This is a genomic window from Compostibacillus humi, assembly GCF_014637175.1.
Taxonomy (GTDB): Bacteria; Bacillota; Bacilli; order Bacillales; family Amphibacillaceae; genus Oceanobacillus; species Oceanobacillus humi.
The window spans coordinates 16,475-32,797 of the sequence record NZ_BMEV01000015.1; the positions used below are offsets into that span (position 1 = coordinate 16,475).

At 41.0% G+C, this 16,323-nt stretch carries 17 protein-coding genes; all 17 read left to right on the forward strand.

Annotation, left to right across the window (positions count from 1 at the left end):
• The first annotated feature begins 80 nt into the window (after positions 1-80).
• The 17 genes from IEV18_RS05620 (at position 81) to IEV18_RS05700 (ending at position 16,259) form a co-directional block, all read left to right on the forward strand.
• Entirely contained in the window at positions 81-1,553 is a 1,473-nt protein-coding gene (locus tag IEV18_RS05620; RefSeq protein ID WP_188391405.1) for a UDP-N-acetylmuramoyl-L-alanyl-D-glutamate--2,6-diaminopimelate ligase, read from the forward strand.
• Positions 1,554-1,556: 3 nt separating this feature from the next.
• A complete protein-coding gene (locus tag IEV18_RS05625; RefSeq protein ID WP_188391406.1) occupies positions 1,557-2,912 on the forward strand; it encodes a UDP-N-acetylmuramoyl-tripeptide--D-alanyl-D-alanine ligase in 1,356 nt (451 codons plus the stop codon).
• A gap of 29 nt (positions 2,913-2,941) precedes the next feature.
• Positions 2,942-3,922 (forward strand): phospho-N-acetylmuramoyl-pentapeptide-transferase, encoded by a 981-nt coding sequence (mraY, locus tag IEV18_RS05630; protein WP_188391407.1) that lies wholly within the window; start codon positions 2,942-2,944, stop codon positions 3,920-3,922.
• 2 nt (positions 3,923-3,924) lie between these two features.
• On the forward strand, positions 3,925-5,271 hold the full coding sequence (gene murD, locus IEV18_RS05635; protein ID WP_188391408.1) for a UDP-N-acetylmuramoyl-L-alanine--D-glutamate ligase: 1,347 nt from the start codon (positions 3,925-3,927) through the stop codon (positions 5,269-5,271).
• Between the two features lie 63 nt (positions 5,272-5,334).
• On the forward strand, positions 5,335-6,447 hold the full coding sequence (gene spoVE, locus IEV18_RS05640; protein ID WP_188391409.1) for a stage V sporulation protein E: 1,113 nt from the start codon (positions 5,335-5,337) through the stop codon (positions 6,445-6,447).
• A 187-nt stretch (positions 6,448-6,634) separates the two neighbouring features.
• Entirely contained in the window at positions 6,635-7,432 is a 798-nt protein-coding gene (locus IEV18_RS05645; RefSeq protein WP_188391410.1) for a cell division protein FtsQ/DivIB, read from the forward strand.
• A gap of 125 nt (positions 7,433-7,557) precedes the next feature.
• Entirely contained in the window at positions 7,558-8,838 is a 1,281-nt protein-coding gene (gene ftsA / locus IEV18_RS05650; protein ID WP_188391411.1) for a cell division protein FtsA, read from the forward strand.
• Between the two features lie 50 nt (positions 8,839-8,888).
• On the forward strand, positions 8,889-10,010 hold the full coding sequence (gene ftsZ, locus IEV18_RS05655) for a cell division protein FtsZ (RefSeq protein ID WP_188391412.1): 1,122 nt from the start codon (positions 8,889-8,891) through the stop codon (positions 10,008-10,010).
• Between the two features lie 275 nt (positions 10,011-10,285).
• A complete protein-coding gene (gene spoIIGA, locus IEV18_RS05660; RefSeq protein ID WP_188391413.1) occupies positions 10,286-11,194 on the forward strand; it encodes a sigma-E processing peptidase SpoIIGA in 909 nt (302 codons plus the stop codon).
• A 14-nt stretch (positions 11,195-11,208) separates the two neighbouring features.
• Complete coding sequence (gene sigE / locus IEV18_RS05665; RefSeq protein WP_188391414.1) at positions 11,209-11,928, forward strand: RNA polymerase sporulation sigma factor SigE; 720 nt, start codon at positions 11,209-11,211, stop codon at positions 11,926-11,928.
• Positions 11,929-12,047: 119 nt separating this feature from the next.
• Positions 12,048-12,833, forward strand: a complete 786-nt coding sequence (gene sigG / locus IEV18_RS05670; RefSeq protein ID WP_188391415.1) for an RNA polymerase sporulation sigma factor SigG — start codon at positions 12,048-12,050, stop codon at positions 12,831-12,833.
• A 99-nt stretch (positions 12,834-12,932) separates the two neighbouring features.
• Positions 12,933-13,193 carry a YlmC/YmxH family sporulation protein gene (locus IEV18_RS05675; protein WP_188391416.1) on the forward strand — a complete coding sequence of 87 codons (261 nt, stop codon included), beginning with the start codon at positions 12,933-12,935 and terminating at the stop codon, positions 13,191-13,193.
• A gap of 61 nt (positions 13,194-13,254) precedes the next feature.
• Positions 13,255-14,064: a peptidoglycan editing factor PgeF gene (gene pgeF, locus IEV18_RS05680; RefSeq protein ID WP_188391417.1), complete on the forward strand. Its 810-nt coding sequence runs from the start codon at positions 13,255-13,257 to the stop codon at positions 14,062-14,064.
• A 23-nt stretch (positions 14,065-14,087) separates the two neighbouring features.
• Positions 14,088-14,768: a YggS family pyridoxal phosphate-dependent enzyme gene (locus IEV18_RS05685; RefSeq protein ID WP_188391418.1), complete on the forward strand. Its 681-nt coding sequence runs from the start codon at positions 14,088-14,090 to the stop codon at positions 14,766-14,768.
• A gap of 9 nt (positions 14,769-14,777) precedes the next feature.
• Positions 14,778-15,191 (forward strand): cell division protein SepF, encoded by a 414-nt coding sequence (locus IEV18_RS05690; RefSeq protein ID WP_188391419.1) that lies wholly within the window; start codon positions 14,778-14,780, stop codon positions 15,189-15,191.
• Between the two features lie 15 nt (positions 15,192-15,206).
• Positions 15,207-15,470, forward strand: a complete 264-nt coding sequence (locus IEV18_RS05695; RefSeq protein WP_188391420.1) for a YggT family protein — start codon at positions 15,207-15,209, stop codon at positions 15,468-15,470.
• A gap of 12 nt (positions 15,471-15,482) precedes the next feature.
• Complete coding sequence (locus IEV18_RS05700; protein WP_188391421.1) at positions 15,483-16,259, forward strand: YlmH family RNA-binding protein; 777 nt, start codon at positions 15,483-15,485, stop codon at positions 16,257-16,259.
• The last annotated feature ends 64 nt before the right edge of the window (positions 16,260-16,323 follow it).

The window sequence follows — 16,323 nt, forward strand, 5'->3', positions numbered from 1 at the left end:
AAATCTGCTATAATTGAGTAGCGAAATATAAATGGACTAAAAGAATCACTGAATATGACATAAAAAAGGGTGTTAAGAACGTGAAATTACGTGAATTACTAGCCAATATCCCATTTTACAAATCAGAAGGAAATGTGGAACATATCGAAATTAACGGAATAGAAACGGATTCAAGGAAAGTCCGCTCTGGTGATTTGTTTATATGCATCCCAGGATTTACGGTAGACGGTCACGACTTTGCACAAGAGGCAGTTCGTAAAGGAGCAGTCGCGGTGATTGCCGAAAAACCGCTTTCCGTTGAAGTGCCGGTCGTCATTGTGGAGGACACTTCCAGGGTATTGCCGTTCCTAGCAGTCCAATTTTTTCAAAATCCGACGAAGAATCTATCCCTTATCGGTGTGACAGGAACGAACGGAAAAACGACGATTACGTATGTATTGGAAAAAATTTTTCGAGCGTACGGGCAAAAAACAGGGGTTATCGGAACAATTCAAGTAAAAGTGGGGGAAGATATTTACCCGGCGGTGAACACAACGCCGGATGCTTTGGAACTGCAGCGGCTGTTTCATCATATGAATAGGGAACAGGTAGATACAGCGATTATGGAAGTATCTTCCCATGCTCTTGATTTAGGAAGGGTTTACGGATGTGATTATGATATCGCCATCTTTACGAATCTTTCACAAGACCATTTAGATTATCATAAAGATATGGAGGATTACTTGCGGGCGAAAAGCCTGCTATTTAGCCAGCTGGGAAACAGCTATGGAGAAGGAAAAGGGAAGTTTGCCATCCTAAATGCGGATGATTCCTCCTTCCTGTTGCTGAAAAAGAGCACAGCACAAAAGGTAATTACTTACGGCTGTGAAAAGGAAGCGCAATTTAAAGCGGATGACATCGTTTTAACTGCGGCTGGGACAGAATTTACATTACAAACCCCTTTAGGGTCAACAAAAATTAAAAGTAAGTTAATCGGCAAATTTAATGTATATAATATGCTGGCTGCTGCTGCTGCCGCTGTTTCTTACGGCATTCCTCTGGATACGGTAAAAAAGGCATTGGCAGAGATGAACGGTGTAAACGGAAGATTTGAAGTGGTGACGACAGATGAACCATATACGGTCATTGTTGACTATGCCCATACTCCGGATTCCTTGGAAAATGTCTTAAAAACGGCCAATGAATTTGCGAAAGGAAAAACGTATGTTGTTGTCGGCTGCGGCGGTGACAGAGATCGGTCCAAACGGCCGCTTATGGCAAATATTGCCGTAACGCATGCTTCCCATGCATTATTTACGTCGGATAATCCCCGGACCGAAGATCCGATGGCAATTTTGAACGATATGGTGGAAGGACTGGATGCATCCCATTCCTTTGAAGTGATTGCCGATCGGAAGGAAGCAATTGAAAAAGCGATAGCCTACGCCAAACCGGATGATATCATTATCATAGCCGGAAAAGGACACGAAACGTATCAAATTATCGGCCATAAAAAACACCATTTTGATGACCGGGAAGTGGCCAGACAGGCAATTCAAGCAAAGGGGAAATGATTCATGCTCTTTACAATAAAATGGTTAAGCAACCTATTTCCTGAATATAAAGGACCCATTAGTGATGCACCTATTGATAATGTCATTACCGACAGCCGGCTGGAAACAGAAAACGCCCTCTTTATTCCGATTATTGGCGAGCGGTTTGACGGGCACCAATTTGTTTACCAGGCACTTGAGCACGGAGCGAAGGCTGTTTTTTGGGATAAGAAAAAGGAGCTTCCGGAACATTTTCCTGATCACATTTCGCTGTTTTTTGTCGATGATACGACCGAAGCATTGCAATTATTAGCGATGAAATATCGGGAAGAAATTAATCCGAAGGTGATTGGGGTTACCGGTTCGAACGGCAAAACGACGACGAAAGATTTGGTCGCATCTGTCGTAAAATCTTCCTATATATGTCATTATACAAAGGGAAATCTCAACAACCATATCGGTTTGCCGTTAACGATTCTTTCCATGCCTAGGGATACGGATGTACTTGTTGTGGAAATGGGCATGAATCATTTTGGAGAAATCGAAGCCCTTTCCCGCATTGCGAAACCGGATTACGGAATAATTACGAACATTGGCGAATCCCATATTGAATTTTTAGGTTCGAGAGAAGGAATCGCCAAAGCAAAATTAGAAATTACGGCCGGAATGAAGAAGGACGGTCTGCTAATTGTGGACGGAGACGAACCGCTCCTTTTACATGAACAAACCGGATTGGAGAAGATGACTTGCGGTTACGGCAAAGAATGCGATTATCAAATCAGGGAAGTTCATCTATCCATCCATGGCACCCGTTTCACCGTGTCTCGCGGTGGGGAGTTTTCAATACCGCTTGCCGGCAGGCATCATGCAAAAAATGCCCTCTTTGCCATTGCCGTTGCCGAAAAATTAGGGATTTCCTCCACTGAAATAAAAGATTCATTGGCGTCCATGGAAAATACCGGAATGCGCTTTGAAATGTTAAAAGGAAAAAACGGGGTATCGATCATTAACGATGCCTACAATGCCTCACCAACATCGGTGAAAGGCGCTATTGAAACAGTGAAACAATTGGCTGGATACGAAGAGAGAGTTCTCGTGTTAGGGGACATATTAGAGCTCGGCAGCCATGCAGAGGAAATGCACGCTTCCATTGCTGAGGTAATAGAAAAACCGATTACAGCTGTATTGACATACGGAGAGAAGGCGAAACTAATATCAGAATCGGTAAAGAAAAATAGACGGGATATTTTATGCAAGCACTTTGATACGAAAGAAGCCTTGTTACATGAATTGCCTGCTTATTTCCATGAAAATGCAGTCATATTGTTTAAAGCATCAAGAAAACTGCAGTTTGAAACATTCATTGAAAGTATCATATAATGGACGGTTTATAAGAGGAGGTTACAGTAGTGAATACAGTTGCCATATTTTTAACGCTTGCCATCGCATTTTTAATTACCGTCCTTATCTCTCCCTTATTTATTCCGTTGCTGCGAAGACTAAAATTTGGTCAGAGCATTAGGGAAGAAGGACCGCAATCCCACCAGAAAAAAACGGGGACACCAACAATGGGCGGAATCATGATTGTAATAAGCATTGTAGTAACGACAGTAATTATGGTACTCCGGATTTCCCCCGGGACGATCGGCTTCGAATTTGGATTGCTGCTTTTTGTCCTTTTAGGATATGGTTTGTTAGGATTTTTAGACGACTTTATTAAAGTTGCAATGAAACGGAATTTAGGCTTGACGTCGAAACAGAAAATGCTCGGCCAAATTATTATTGCTCTTATTTTTTATTTTATTTTAGTCCGTCAAGATTTCCCTACATATATTCAAATTCCGGGAACAGACATCCAATTTGAATTAGGTTGGGCATATGCAATACTGATTATTTTTATGCTTGTCGGGTCTTCTAACGGAGTCAACTTGACCGATGGGCTGGACGGATTATTAGCAGGAACTGCGGCTATTGCCTTCGGTGCTTATGCTATTTTAGGCATGTATTTTGGTACAAGTGTGGAGGTCGTCATATTCTCTTTAGCCGTTGTTGGAGCTTTGCTTGGGTTTTTGGTTTTCAATGCCCATCCGGCAAAAGTTTTTATGGGTGACACCGGCTCATTAGCATTGGGCGGCGCCATTGCGGCGGTAGCAATTTTAACGAAAACGGAATTTCTCCTTGTTATCATTGGCGGAGTTTTTGTCATTGAAACATTATCGGTAATCATCCAAGTTATTTCTTTTAAAACGACCGGCAAACGGGTATTTAAAATGAGCCCTTTGCATCACCATTATGAACTGTTAGGATGGTCGGAATGGCGTGTTGTTACGACATTTTGGCTCATCGGATTATTATTTGCCATATTAGGAATTTACATTGAGGTGGGCTAACATTGAGTAAATTAGCGGATTTTCCATATTACCGAATACTAGTCCTCGGTCTGGCCAAAAGCGGGACGGCTGCTGCCAGGGCGCTGCTACAACATGGAAAACAAGTACGGATTAACGATAAAAGTGCAAAGCCGGAAGACCGTCTTATTAAAGAGCTCGAGGATTTGGGGGCCGAGGTTTTTTATGGCGACCATCCTCTTGAAGCATTAAATAATATGGAAATAGTTGTGAAAAACCCTGGAATTTCCTACGACCATCCGATTGTACGCGAAGCAATCAGCAAAAATATTCCGGTGATTACGGAAGTGGAATTAGCTTATTATCTTACTGAATCACCGATTATCGGAATTACAGGGTCCAATGGAAAAACAACGACGACAACGCTGATTACGAAAATGATTGAATCAAGCGGCATTCCAGTAAAAGTAGCAGGCAACATCGGGATTGTAGCAACGGATGTTGCCCTGTCGATTGATGAAGATACGACGATGGTATTGGAACTTTCTTCTTTTCAGCTGCAGGGTACGGAGAAGTTTAGGCCGAACATTGCCGTTCTATTGAATATTTATGAAGCTCATTTGGATTACCATAAAACGTTTGAAAATTATACAGCGGCGAAATGCAATATTTTCAAAAATCAAACCGAAGAGGATTACGTTGTATTTAATGCGGATGATCCGATCATTATGAATGAAATTTCTCATGCAAAGGGAAGGCTAGTTCCTTTTTCTGTGAAAAACATGACGGAGGATGGTGCTTACATAAGCAGCGGGAAAATTTATTTCCGCGGGGAAGAGATTATTCATGTTGACGATGTCGTCCTTGTCGGAAACCATAACTTGGAAAATATTTTGGCTGCCGTTGCTGCAGCAAAATTAAGAGGCGCAGAAAATGAAGCTATCCGCAATGTTCTTGCCACTTTTTCCGGGGTAAAACACCGTCTCCAATACGTGGAAACGATTGAAGGCAGGAAATTTTACAATGATTCCAAGGCAACAAATATTTTAGCAACGCAAAAAGCTTTAGCTTCCTTTACCCAGCCGGTAATTCTGCTTGCTGGCGGACTGGATCGGGGAAATGAATTCACTGATTTAATCCCATACCTTAAAAACGTAAAAGGAATGGTATTATTTGGCCAGACGAAAGGAAAATTGCAACAGATTGCTGAACAGGTACATATCCCTTATATACTTGCGGAAAATGTAGAGCAAGCAGCGGAACAGGCCTTTCACATGTCAGTTGAAGGGGATGTCATATTGCTTTCTCCTGCCTGTGCCAGCTGGGATCAATACAGGACCTTTGAAGAAAGAGGTGACATGTTTATACAAGCCGTGCATAGACTAATGTAGGGGCTTGTTTCATGTTCAAAGAATGATTTTGCCCCTATATCGATCAGGTAAAGGGGTGTTTTTTTGTTTCTAAAAAAATGGAACTATCGTTCTCAGCCTGATTTCCTGTTACTGGCGATTATATTAGCATTGCTCCTTTTCGGGGTAATCATGGTCTACAGTTCTTCCTTTGTTTGGGCGGAATACAAGTTCGGCGACAGCGCCTATTATTTGAAAAGACAGCTGCTCTTTGCAGCCGCCGGGGTAGCTGCCATGCTTTTTGTCACGTTCATCCCTTATCATACGTGGAAAAAGTATGCGAAACTGATTCTGCTCCTTTGTTTTCTCTTGCTTCTTATCGTTCTCATACCAGGGATTGGCTTGGTGCGCGGAGGTGCCCGGAGCTGGATAGGGATTGGCGCCTTTAGCATTCAGCCGTCGGAATTTATGAAATTAGGTTTAATTATTTTTCTAGCGTCCATTCTGTCGGCGAATCAGAAGTACATTACTTCATTTCAAAAGGGCTTTTTGCCATGTGTTTTGTTAATTTTCTCTTCCTTCGGATTAATTATGCTCCAGCCGGACCTTGGAACAGGCATGGTACTCGTACTAAGCTGCATGGTGATGATTTTTGTTGCCGGCGCCCGTATTTTGCATTTTACCGGACTGGCTTTGCTCGGCGTTCTCGGTTTAGTGCTCCTGATTTTGTCCGCTCCTTATCGGATTAGCCGTATTACTGCATTTTTAAACCCGTGGGAGGATCCGTTAGGGGATGGATTCCAGATTATCCAGTCCCTTTATGCGATTGGACCTGGAGGATTAATGGGGTTGGGGCTGGGGAACAGTTTGCAAAAGTATTTCTATTTGCCGGAGCCGCAAAACGATTTTATTTTCGCCATTCTGTCCGAAGAATTAGGGTTTATTGGCGGAACGGCAATTATATTGCTTTTTGCACTATTGCTTTGGCGGGGGATAAAAGTATCGCTTGAAGCTCCGGATTTATTCGGAAGATTGCTCGGAATCGGTATCGTCTCCATGCTGGCCATTCAGGCAATGATTAATATTAGTGTCGTCATCGGTTTAATACCTGTAACAGGAATCACGCTGCCATTTTTAAGTTATGGCGGATCGTCATTAACGCTAACTTTATGTTCAGTAGGGATATTGCTAAATATTAGCATTCATTCAAAGATGTAACAGAACTGGAAAAAATTGTTTTGATTTTTAAATAAAATGAAATAAACGGCGGTAAAAAAACTTGGTAAACTAGTCTTGTAGACTATATAAATATGACTATTTTATGATATAATTTCAATTAAGTGGATATAAGCGGCAATTGGTGCCGTTTTATTTCTTTAAATTTGCAAAAAAAGGAAGAAATGAGATGAGTGAGAAAAAGATTGTTTCAATTGAGGACCGGATTCCAAAATTGAAACAAGCTCGCAAAAAGAAAGCTAATCGACGTCTTATTTTCTATTTATCCATCTTTTTCTTCTTAATTTTTATTATCGTTTATTTGCAGTCTCCATTGAGCCATGTTCGAACGATTGAAATTACAGGAAATAACAATATTACCGATGAAGAAATTATAAAATGGAGCGAAGTAAACGTCAAAACGAATATATGGATGATAGATTTAGAATTAACGGAGAGAAATTTGCTGGAAAATCCAGTAATACATAAAGCGGAAGTATCGAGGGATTTGCCGTCAACGATCCGTATTCAAGTTGAAGAGCATAAAGTTGTCGGCTACTTGAAAAGGGACAACCTCTACTACCCTGTTCTTGGCAATGGGGTCGTTCTCGATGATGCTTCCCAAAAGGAGTACAGCGGAAATTCACCGTTGCTCCATCAGTTTACGGATGAAGATGTTTTACATAGAATGGCAGCAGAATTGAACAAATTGCCAGAAACAATTACATCCCTCATTTCGGAAATCTATTGGCTTCCAGAAGAGGATAACCCAAATCGCATTCTCTTATATATGGTTGACGGATATATTGTGGATGCAGCTATCCGTGATTTTTCAGAAAAAATGGAAGTTTATCCGTCAATTGTTGCCCAATTGGACCCGGAAGTGGAAGGAATTATTCATCTTGGAGTTGGAGTTTACTTTGAAGCGTTGACAGAAGAAGAAAATAGCAGCTCAGAAGATACGGAAATAAACACGAGTACTGAATAACAATTGCAGAATGTACAGATTTTTCCATTTTTTTAAAGGAATATACATGTTTTTGTGGAACTAACTATATATGTTCCTAATCATGAATAAGCGGATCGTTTTTTTAAATTTGGAGGTGCCTTTCTTTGAATAACAGCGAAGTACTTGTAAGTCTAGATATTGGAACAACAAAAATCAAAGTAATCATTGGTGAAGTGTTTAATGATTCATTAAATATTATCGGAGTCGGAACGGCAAAATCAAACGGTATGAAAAAAGGTGCCATCGTGGATATTGATCAGACTGTTCAATCGATAAAAAGTGCTGTAGAGCAAGCTGAACATATGGTCGGGATGGAAATTGAGCGGGTCATCGTTGGGATTAACGGAAATCATATAGGGCTTCAACCTTGCCATGGTGTCGTAGCCGTTCAAAGTGAAAATCGGGAAATTGGCGACGAGGATGTGAAAAGGGTTATTGAAGGCGCTCAAGTCATGTCCATTCCGCCGGAAAGAGAAATCATTGATTGCATACCCCAGCAATTTATCGTTGACGGGCTGGACGGAATAACCGATCCCCGGGGAATGATCGGAGTTCGTTTAGAAATGGAAGGTACGCTTATTACGTGTTCAAAAACCGCTTTACATAATCTATTAAAATGTGTCGAGCGTGCCGGACTGGAGGTAGCGGATATTTGTCTGCAGCCGATGGCAGCGGGAACGATCGCCCTGTCAAAGGACGAAAAAAACATGGGAGTTGCCTTAATTGATATAGGCGGAGGCTGTACGACAATTTCCATTTTTGAAAATGAACATCTGCAAAGAACAAGCGTTATTCATCTAGGCGGAAATCATATTACAAAAGATTTATCGATCGGACTTCGAACATCAACTGAAGAGGCAGAGGACGTAAAATTAAATTACGGTCATGCCTTTTACGATGATGCGCAGGAAGAAGAGACTTTTGAAGTATCCATCATTGGCAGCAATCATCGGGAAACCCATAATCAGTTGGAAATCGCAGATATAATTGAAGCAAGACTGGAAGAAATCTATGCTTATGCCGAAAGAGAGATTCGCAAAATGGGCTATTATGATATGCCTGGAGGCTATGTGCTTACAGGCGGCACAATGTCGATGCCCGGAGTGCTCGAATTGGCAGAAGATGTGTTCCAGGCTAATGTCCGGATTGCGATTCCAGATTACATTGGAGTAAGAGAACCACAATTTACTTCTGGTGTTGGCATTTTACAATTTGCCTATCGCAATGCTAAAATTCAAGGAAAAGATTTATACCCGGCAGTAAAAATGGGACAAGCTGCCAATGACATGAAACCGAAAAGGAATAAAAAAGAGAGCCATTCCCAAAGTGCGCAAAGAAAAGAGCCGAGAAGAATGGCAAACCTGTTTCGCTATTTCTTTGATTAATTGGATGGAAGTTACATGTTGACATTGCATACAAATTAGGAGGAACGATTATGTTAGAATTTGATACAAGCATGGACGATTTAGCGATAATTAAAGTTGTAGGCGTAGGCGGAGGAGGCAATAATGCAGTTAACCGCATGATTGAACATGGAGTAGAAGGTGTAGAGTTTATCGCTGTCAATACAGATGCCCAAGCACTCAATCTGTCGATGGCGGAAATGAAAGTACAAATCGGCACGAAATTAACAAGAGGACTAGGTGCGGGAGCGAATCCGGAGGTCGGGAAAAAAGCTGCGGAAGAAAGCAAAGAACAATTAGAAGAAGTGCTGCAAGGTGCAGATATGGTTTTCGTTACGGCGGGAATGGGCGGTGGAACCGGTACTGGCGCAGCACCGATCATTGCCCGAATTGCCAAAGATTTAGGCGCATTAACCGTCGGTGTCGTAACAAGACCTTTCTCCTTCGAAGGAAGAAGAAGAGCGAACCAAGCCATCTCCGGCATCGAAGCATTAAAGGAAAATGTGGATACTTTAATTGTTATACCGAATGACAGGCTATTGGAAATTGTAGATAAAAACACGCCAATGCTTGAAGCATTCCGTGAAGCGGACAACGTTCTTCGCCAAGGGGTACAAGGAATTTCCGACTTAATTGCAAAACCAGGGTTGATTAACGTGGATTTTGCCGACGTGAAAACGATCATGCATGATAAAGGGTCTGCATTGATGGGAATCGGCATTGCTACAGGTGAAACGAGAGCAACAGAAGCAGCGAAAAAAGCGATCTCTTCTCCTTTGCTTGAAACATCCATTGATGGAGCCCACGGAATCTTAATGAATATTACCGGCGGCACGAATTTAAGCCTGTTTGAAGTGCAGGAAGCGGCAGATTTAGTAACATCTGCAGCCGATAAAGAAGTAAACGTTATTTTTGGTTCGGTAATCAATGAGAATTTATCCGATGAAATTATTGTAACTGTCATTGCTACCGGTTTTGACGAGGCGAAAAAAAGTGCTGAACCGCAACAAAGGCAATCCCGTCCTCTAGCAGCAAGTCAGCATGCGGCAACAAGAGAGGAGCCGGCACCTCGGGACCATGTACAGTCAAAGCAGGAAGAGGATGAATTAGATATACCTGCATTTTTAAGAAACCGCAAGCGAAATAGAAGGTAAGCAAAAACTTCAATCTCCACGAATGCCGGGGATTGAAGTTTTTTTGTACTCTTTTTCTCCCTATAAATCTCCGTTCTGAAGATCAGCACCTTCCTTCTACACTATTCTCCAAAACAACTGAAAATTAGCCCCATTTTGCATACAAAAAATGACAGACTTTGCCTTTAAAATTAGCTATACTCTCTATAACCCTATTAATATGATTTCTTTTCTTTTTATTTGGCAGCTTCCTTGAAAAACTAGAAGTTTTTCACGAGGCGGAGAGGACGAGTTCATTGACCATCTATTTGGATACAGTATGGCTATTAAATTTCATCTTTGATTTGATGCTGCTTATGTTAACGAAAGGGATTGCCAGATTTTCTGCTCCGGCATGGCGGATTTGGATTGGTGCGCTGGTAGCTTCCTTCATCGTGCCGATTCTCATCATATTTCCTGACAGTTTCGTCCAAAGTGTTCTATTTAAAGTTATTTATTCATTCATTATTATATTTTGTGCCTTTGGTTTTCATTCTATATTTCAGTTTTTGAAATTATTTTTTATCTTTTATTTTGTCACATTTTCCATAGGAGGTGGATTAATTGCAGTCCATTATCTTTTTTCCCATTCCATAACAGGTAATGGTTTTCTCGTAGCAGCAGGTCATGGAGACCCTATCAGCTGGGTGTTTGTCCTCGTTGGATTTCCGCTTAGCTATTTGTTTACGAAACATCGGATGAACCAGCATATCATTGATAAAATCCGCTATGAACAGTTATATACGGTAACGATACAAATCAAAAATGAAGCATATACAACAACTGCATACGTGGACAGCGGAAATCATTTGACCGATCCGATTTCCAAAAAACCTGTTGTCATCTGTGATGAACCCTTTTTAAAACAATGGTTCTCAAATGAGGATTGGGAATCGCTAAAGAAGGCAGCTGATAGTTTCGATATGGACCTCTTGCCTGAAGAATGGGAACATTTGATTCATTTTATTCCGTATCAAGGTGTAAATGGAAATGGTGTACTGCTGGCGATTCGTCCGGAAGCATGTACAATCCATGAAACGAACCGGACATTGCGAACGCGAAAATTTTTAATCGGAGTCCGCTTTGGAGAACTGGCAAAAGATGGCACTTATCATTGCCTGCTCCAGCCGCAAATTATGCAATTTGCAGACATACATTCGGCTTAAGAGGAGAGATGAAATTGAAAATATGGAAATTGCGCCTTCAGTTGAAATGGAATAGGTTTTTAAGAAAAATTGGCATCAAACCGAATGAAATTTATTATATCGGGGGGAGTGAGGCCCTGCCTCCGCCGCTGTCGAAACAGGAGGAAAAAGAGCTGCTGACACTCTTGCCAAAGGGAGACCGGGCAGCAAGGTCTATTCTGATTGAGAGAAATTTGCGGCTTGTCGTCTACATTGCGAGGAAATTTGAAAATACGGGGATTAATATTGAAGACCTCATCAGTATTGGAACAATCGGCTTAATTAAAGCGGTTAATACATTTAATCCGGAAAAAAAGATAAAATTAGCGACTTATGCATCAAGATGTATTGAAAATGAAATATTAATGTATTTGCGGCGCAATAATAAACTAAAGGCGGAAGTATCTTTTGATGAGCCGCTTAATATTGATTGGGACGGGAATGAATTGCTTCTTTCCGATGTGCTGGGAACGGAAGATGATATTATTACAAAAAATTTAGAGTCGGACGTGGATAAAAGTTTATTACGGTCTGCATTATCCAAATTAAACGATCGGGAAAAGCAAATTATGGAATTGCGCTTCGGTTTAGTCGGCGATGAAGAAAAAACACAGAAAGATGTAGCCGACATGCTAGGAATATCCCAATCTTATATTTCCCGGCTGGAAAAGAAAATAATCCGCCGCTTAAAGAAGGAATTTAATAAAATGATTTAACTTGTAGACAGGATTTTAAGCAATGTTGCTAAATTTTTGCAACTTTTGCCACTGCATAAAAAACCCTCTGGGAGGAGATACTGTCCATGAACAGCATCACCAACTGGGAGGGTAACATAATGACGAGACATAAGGTTGAAATATGTGGTGTTGATACATCAAAGCTGCCAGTACTCAGCAATGAAGAGATGCGGGAATTGTTTATTAGAATGCAAGAGGAGGGAGATTTATCTGCAAGAGAAGAGCTTGTAAACGGAAATTTGCGGCTCGTCTTAAGCGTTATACAGCGATTCAACAATCGCGGCGAATATGTAGATGATCTCTTTCAGGTCGGCTGTATCGGTCTTATGAAATCGATTGATAATTTTGATTTAAGTCATAACGTAAGATTTTCCACGTATGCTGTTCCAATGATAATTGGAGAAATCCGAAGATATTTGCGCGACAATAATCCGATTCGGGTTTCTCGGTCTTTGCGGGATATTGCTTATAAGGCATTGCAAGTGAGAGAAAAATTAATGAATAAAACTTCGCGAGAACCGACACCTGCAGAAATTGCTGAGGAAATGGGAATACCTCACCAGGAAATCGTTTTTGCTATGGATGCCATCCAAGATCCGGTTTCATTGTTTGAACCGATTTATAACGATGGCGGGGATCCAATCTATGTCGTTGACCAAATCAGTGATGAGAAAAATAAAGATTCCACTTGGGTGGACAAAATCTCTTTAAAAGAAGGGATGTATAAACTGAACGAGAGGGAAAAAATGATTTTAAATAAACGGTTTTTCCAGGGGAAAACACAGATGGAAGTTGCAGAAGAAATTGGCATTTCCCAAGCGCAAGTTTCCCGGCTGGAAAAAGCAGCAATCAATCAAATGACGAAGCAAATGTTTGAAGGATAAGAGAAGTGCTTGCGGCAACTGCCGCAGCACTTCTTTTTTTGTTCTTGAGAAATAATGCGGGAAAGACGCATATATTGTACAAAAGGGCAGGTGAAAAAAATGGTTCGATTATCTGAATTACAGTTAAAGGAAGTTATTATTGTCGATGACGGAAGGAGACTAGGACAGATTTACGATTTGGAAATCAATCCGAATACCGGAAAGATTGAAGGGATTATCTTATTAGCCCGGGAAAAAAAAGGAAGCTTTTTCGGGAAATCGGAGGAAATTATCATTCCGTGGGAACATATTGTGCGTATCGGTTCCGATGTCATTCTCGTCCGGCACCAGCAAGGACCGTTACTTTTGACGAAGCAATAGCAAAAATATGTTATGATAGAACAAATCACATCTTGAAGAAAACGTCAGGAGGGGGGATAAGATGGGGGAACCCTTTGTGTTAGCAGACGAAACCTATTTAACGATAAAAAGCTGGACAGATCGATTTCCAGATTTGGCGGCAGGATTTACAACGAGGAACGGCGGCGTGTCGGAGAAGCCGTATGATGGGCTCAACTGCGGATTGCATGTTCCTGATGTAAAAGAACATGTCATAGAAAACCGAAAGTTGCTGGCTGAAAAAATCAATTTTCCTTTGGAACGATGGGTGTCTGGAGAGCAAGTCCACAAGACGGAAATACGAATTGTGAAGCATGACGATCAAGGAAAAGGGGCTACGAATTACGAGAGCAGTCTAAAAGGAATTGACGGGCTGATAACCGGTCAAAAAGGAGTTTTGTGTACCGCCTTTTTTGCCGACTGTGTACCGTTATATTTTTTTGCTCCGTCTTTCGGATATGCAGGCATCGCCCATGCCGGGTGGCGAGGCACTGTAAATGGAATCGCCAGGAAAATGGTGGAAAAGTTTGCTGATTTAGGAATCCCGCCTGATGAATTACTGGCAGCAATCGGACCGTGTATATCAAAAACATGCTATGAAGTAGATGAGAAAGTAATTAGGCAAATTGATTCCCAATATGTGGAGAAGGCGGTCGTTCCCCTTGATAATCGGCGCTTTTTGCTTGATTTAAAACAGTTAAATATGGATATCCTTTTACAATCTGGGCTAATTCGTCATAATATAATAGTGACAAATTATTGCACCTTTTTGCAAAAAGATTTATTTTTCTCCCATCGGAGAGATCGGGGAAAAACCGGCAGGATGCTTGGTTTTATCGGATTATTGCCATAATCATGCCAGGGGGGAAGAGGAAGATGGATATACAACAAAATTTGGAACGAATTAGAGAAAAAATTAGACAAGCTTGCGAAAAAACGAATCGCAATCCAGATGAAATTACAATAATTGGCGTAACAAAATATGTTACAATAGAACGAGCAAAAGCATTAGTTGATTTGGGAATTACAAACCTTGGCGAAAATCGAAGCGATGGATTTTTGCAAAAATACGAAAAAATAGAAAAGGACGCAACATGGCATTTTATTGGAACATTGCAGTCAAGAAAAGTGAAAGACGTTATTGATTATGTCGATTATCTTCATTCTTTAGACCGGAAATCGCTGGCAAAAGAAGTAAATAAAAGGGCAAAACGCCCAATTCCTTGCTTTGTTCAAGTGAACGTAAGCGGAGAAGAAACAAAACATGGACTAGCTCCTGAAGAAGTTATACCGTTTATCGAGGAGATGGAACAGTTTCCTAACGTATACATTATCGGCCTGATGACAATGGCACCCCATACAGACAATGAAGGGGAAATACGCCAAGTTTTTCGCAAGCTGAGACAATTGCGGGATGAAATAATGGAGAAGGGGTTCCAGTACGCTCCTTGTAAGTTTTTATCCATGGGGATGAGCAATGATTATGAAATTGCCATTGAAGAAGGCGCTACCCATATTCGACTAGGTTCGACATTAGTCGGAAATGAATGGAAGTGAGGTGACAGGATGAGTTTAAAAAATAAAATTAAAAATTTCTTTGTCGATGAAGAGTATGAATATGAATACGTGGAAGAAGAGTCTGATTCCATCCAACAAGAAAAAAGCTCAAATGTTGTCAGTTTGAAAAGTCTGCACCAAAACACTTCCAAAGTGGTCCTATGTGAACCGACATCCTATAATGAAGCACAGGAAATTGCCGACCATATTATTAACCGGCGGGCAGTCATTATTAATCTGCAGCGGATGGACCATCATCAGGCTAAGAGAATTATCGATTTTCTCAGCGGAACAGTGTATGCGTTGCGCGGCGATATTCAAAAATTAGGGATGGAAACCTTTTTATGCACCCCAGAAAACATCGATGTATCCGGCTCCATTTCGGGTCAATTTGAAAACGGAAACGATTTCAGTTTTGAATAAAGGATGGTAGAAAGAATGCAGTCATTATACCTTTTGTTATACTATGCAATGGAAATTTATAGCTGGTTAATTATTATTTATATATTTATGTCATGGTTTCCTGGGGCAAGGCAATCTTCCGCCGGTGAAATGCTCGGGAGAATTTGCGAGCCGTACTTGGAAATTTTCCGGAAATTTATTCCGCCATTTGGCATGATCGATTTTTCGCCAATTGTTGCAATTTTTGTTCTTCACTTCGCCCGAATCGGTTTAGGAACCTTTTTCGGATATTTTATGTAGCTAGGTGAAAACATGAGTATTTATCAGCATTTTCGCAAAGAAGAGCATCCCTTTATTGATCAGGCGTTAAGCTGGAAAGAACAGGTGGAAAGAAGTTACGTTCCCAAACTGACCGATTTTTTGGACCCGCGTGAACAGGATATTCTGACTAGTTTAATCGGAACGAACGCTTCAGATGTTGTTCTCGAATTTAACGGCGGAGGACCGAATACGGAAAGAAAAAGAGCAATTATAAGACCGTATTATGAAGAGATGACAGAGGATATGTTTCAGCTTACCTTATTAGAGGCCGCTTACCATCAAAAATTTGTATCCATTTCCCATCGGGATGTGTTGGGGGCATTTCTTTCCCTCGGGATGAAACGGAAGAAGCTGGGAGATATATACATATCTGACGGACGAATACAGATCATCGTTGCCGCAGAAATTGCTCCCTTTGTCACGGCAAATTTAAACTATATCAAACGTGCAGCGATTCATTTTCAGGAGCAAAGCTTTTCCAGCCTAATCGCGAAACAGGAAAAGTGGCTGGAATCGGTACAGACCGTTTCATCATTGCGGTTAGACGCGGTAATAAAAGAAATATACCGAATGTCAAGGTCCGAGGCACAGGCCCTTATTCGGCAAGAACGGGTTAAAGTAAACTTCCGAATCGTCGACGAAGCGAATTTCCTGCTGCAGAAAGGAGATATTCTTTCTGTCCGTGGAAAAGGCCGCAGCAAAATTATTGACATACATGGCTTGACAAAAAAAGAGAAATGGCGGATTACTACGGCAATTTTAAAATAATTCTTTGCAGGAAATAACAGATTTTTGTCGAATAAACTAGTATTAGGGAATAATTTATGATTAT

Excerpts from the sequence above, each read along its gene's own strand:
- IEV18_RS05675 (WP_188391416.1), top strand. The coding sequence starts at position 12,933 with ATGGTTCGATTATCTGAATTACAGTTAAAGGAAGTTATTATTGTCGAT.
- IEV18_RS05645 (WP_188391410.1), top strand. The coding sequence starts at position 6,635 with ATGAGTGAGAAAAAGATTGTTTCAATTGAGGACCGGATTCCAAAATTG.
- IEV18_RS05695 (WP_188391420.1), top strand. The coding sequence starts at position 15,207 with ATGCAGTCATTATACCTTTTGTTATACTATGCAATGGAAATTTATAGC.
- IEV18_RS05625 (WP_188391406.1), top strand. The coding sequence starts at position 1,557 with ATGCTCTTTACAATAAAATGGTTAAGCAACCTATTTCCTGAATATAAA.
- IEV18_RS05700 (WP_188391421.1), top strand. The coding sequence starts at position 15,483 with ATGAGTATTTATCAGCATTTTCGCAAAGAAGAGCATCCCTTTATTGAT.
- sigG (WP_188391415.1), top strand. The coding sequence starts at position 12,048 with ATGACGAGACATAAGGTTGAAATATGTGGTGTTGATACATCAAAGCTG.
- IEV18_RS05690 (WP_188391419.1), top strand. The coding sequence starts at position 14,778 with ATGAGTTTAAAAAATAAAATTAAAAATTTCTTTGTCGATGAAGAGTAT.
- ftsZ (WP_188391412.1), top strand. The coding sequence starts at position 8,889 with ATGTTAGAATTTGATACAAGCATGGACGATTTAGCGATAATTAAAGTT.
- IEV18_RS05685 (WP_188391418.1), top strand. The coding sequence starts at position 14,088 with ATGGATATACAACAAAATTTGGAACGAATTAGAGAAAAAATTAGACAA.
- pgeF (WP_188391417.1), top strand. The coding sequence starts at position 13,255 with ATGGGGGAACCCTTTGTGTTAGCAGACGAAACCTATTTAACGATAAAA.